The following is a 2,044-nucleotide window of genomic DNA, read 5'->3' as shown; positions in this document are numbered from 1 at the left end:
GCGATAGCCTCCTCATTGCGCCACGGGACGTGGCCATACTCGGGGACGTAGGGGGATCGGATGCTTCGTTTTCTGCGCCGGCAATCGATGCGTTGGCTAGCCTTGCTCGGCATCTGCGAGCTGATGTTGCTGGCCATGTCGCTGACGCTTGCCACTTACATCCGTTACGCGCACAACGCCGATGAACTGGCCGAGTTCACCGTGCACCTGCCCGAGCGCTCGCTGGTGTTCGCCGGCATCCTGGTGATCGGCATGATTGCGCTGGGCCAGTACCAGGCGCATATCCGCATGACGCGCTTCGGCCTGCTCGCACGCCAGTTCGTGGCCTTCGTGCTGGGTGGCATCCTGCTGGTCGTCGGTTACTACGTGGTACCGCAGGCCTATGTCGGCCGCGGCGTGTTGGCCATCGCACTGCTGCTGGGATTCATCCTGGTGCTCGGCATCCGCCTGCTGTTTCTCCAGCTGGTGGAAGTGGAGGCGCTGAAGCGCCGCGTGCTGATTCTTGGCGCCGGCCATCGTGCGGCGCAGATCCACAACCAGATGCGTCGCCGCACCGATCGCCGCGGGTTCTGCGTGGTGGGCTATGTGCCGCGCATCGACGAGACGGTGGCCGTGCCCGAAGACCACCTGATCCGCACCAACCTGCCGCTGCATGTACTGGTGCTGCGCCAGCAGATCGACGAAGTGGTGGTGGGCGTCGACGACCGTCGCGGCCATATGCCCATGGACGACTTGCTGGAATGCCGCCAGATGGGCATCACGATCACCGATCTCACCTCATTCTTCGAGCGCGAATCCGGTCGGCTGCAGCTCACCATCCTCGATCCGTCGTGGCTGGTGTTTTCCGGCGGGTTCAATGCCACGCCGCTGCGGCAGCTGAGCAAGCGTTGCTTCGATCTTGGTGCGGCGGCGCTGCTGTTGCTGCTGTGCTGGCCGTTGATGCTGCTGGAGGCGCTGGCCATCACCATCGAATCCGGTGCGGGCCAGCCCATCCTCTATCGCCAGGAGCGTGTGGGTGCGCACGGGCGCACTTTCCTCCTGCTGAAATTCCGCAGCATGCGCACCGATGCCGAACGCGATGGCATTGCACGCTGGGCCGCGAAGAACGATGACCGCGTGACCCGCGTCGGCCGCATCAGCCGCAAGCTTCGCATCGACGAACTACCGCAGCTCTGGAACGTGTTCAAGGGCGACATGAGCATCGTCGGCCCGCGTCCAGAGCGACCGCAGTTCGTGGCCGATCTGGCCACGCAGATCCGCTATTACAGCCTGCGCCACTGCCTCAAGCCCGGCCTGGCCGGTTGGGCGCAGCTCAGTTACCCCTACGGTGCGACCGTCGAGGAAGCCGCCGAAAAGCTCAAATACGACCTGTTCTACGTGAAGAATCACAACCTGCTGCTGGACCTGTTGATTCTTATCCAGACGGTGGAAGTGGTGCTGTTTGGTCGCGGAGCGCGTTGAATCAACATCGACCGCACGGGCCGCCGGGTGGTGGAGGCACACGATGAGATCTGACCTACCATCAGATCGCGTGTGGCAGCCGCCTGGCGACCCGTGCGGTCCTGCGTCAGCGGGTGAGCGAGGTGGCGTGCGCTTCGGTGTGCAAGGGATGCAATGGCGAGCTATGCCATTCCACCACTTCGTCATGATCGAAGCGGATCCACGACGGACCGTATTCCCACAGCTCGCCATGCACGGCGAGCGGCTCGCCTTCGACCGAACGCACATCGGCGGCGGACATGCCCACGTGCAGGACGACACCCTCGGCCGCGGCCTCGTGCGACACGCTGCCGGTGCCAGCCTGYACGCTGGTGTCGTCGTCGTTGCCATCGGACGTAGACAACGAGGCCTCATGCATCGCCCAGCCCAAGGTGCCGAGCGCCACGATCACCAACAACATGGCGAGTCGGGCGTGCGAGCGCCGGCCGCCGGCGGCCGGCTCGCTGTGCCGCGTGGCATCGGCGGCCGCCGCGGTTCGACGCGCGGCAAACGGATCGGGCATCTCGCGCACCGTGCCGGACAGGTCGCGGTTGCCGGACATGGT

The 2,044-nt window shown here is 65.0% G+C and carries 2 protein-coding genes; one reads left to right on the top strand and one right to left on the bottom strand.

Annotated elements, in window-relative coordinates; translation table 11 throughout:
• Positions 1 to 60: 60 nt before the first annotated feature.
• Positions 61 to 1,461, top strand: coding sequence for a TIGR03013 family XrtA/PEP-CTERM system glycosyltransferase (locus tag AC1DMG_RS21805; protein ID WP_441603197.1), 1,401 nt, complete (start codon positions 61 to 63; stop codon positions 1,459 to 1,461).
• A 106-nt stretch (positions 1,462 to 1,567) separates the two neighbouring features.
• Here the strand turns inward: AC1DMG_RS21805 and AC1DMG_RS21800 are convergent.
• Positions 1,568 to 2,044: hypothetical protein (locus AC1DMG_RS21800; RefSeq protein WP_477181119.1), on the bottom strand; the 477-nt coding region annotated here is incomplete at its 5' end.

The organism is Dyella sp. 01N36 (assembly GCF_056399745.1).
Note: the sequence above shows the minus strand (reverse complement) of the source record. Positions and strands in the feature narration are given on the sequence as shown.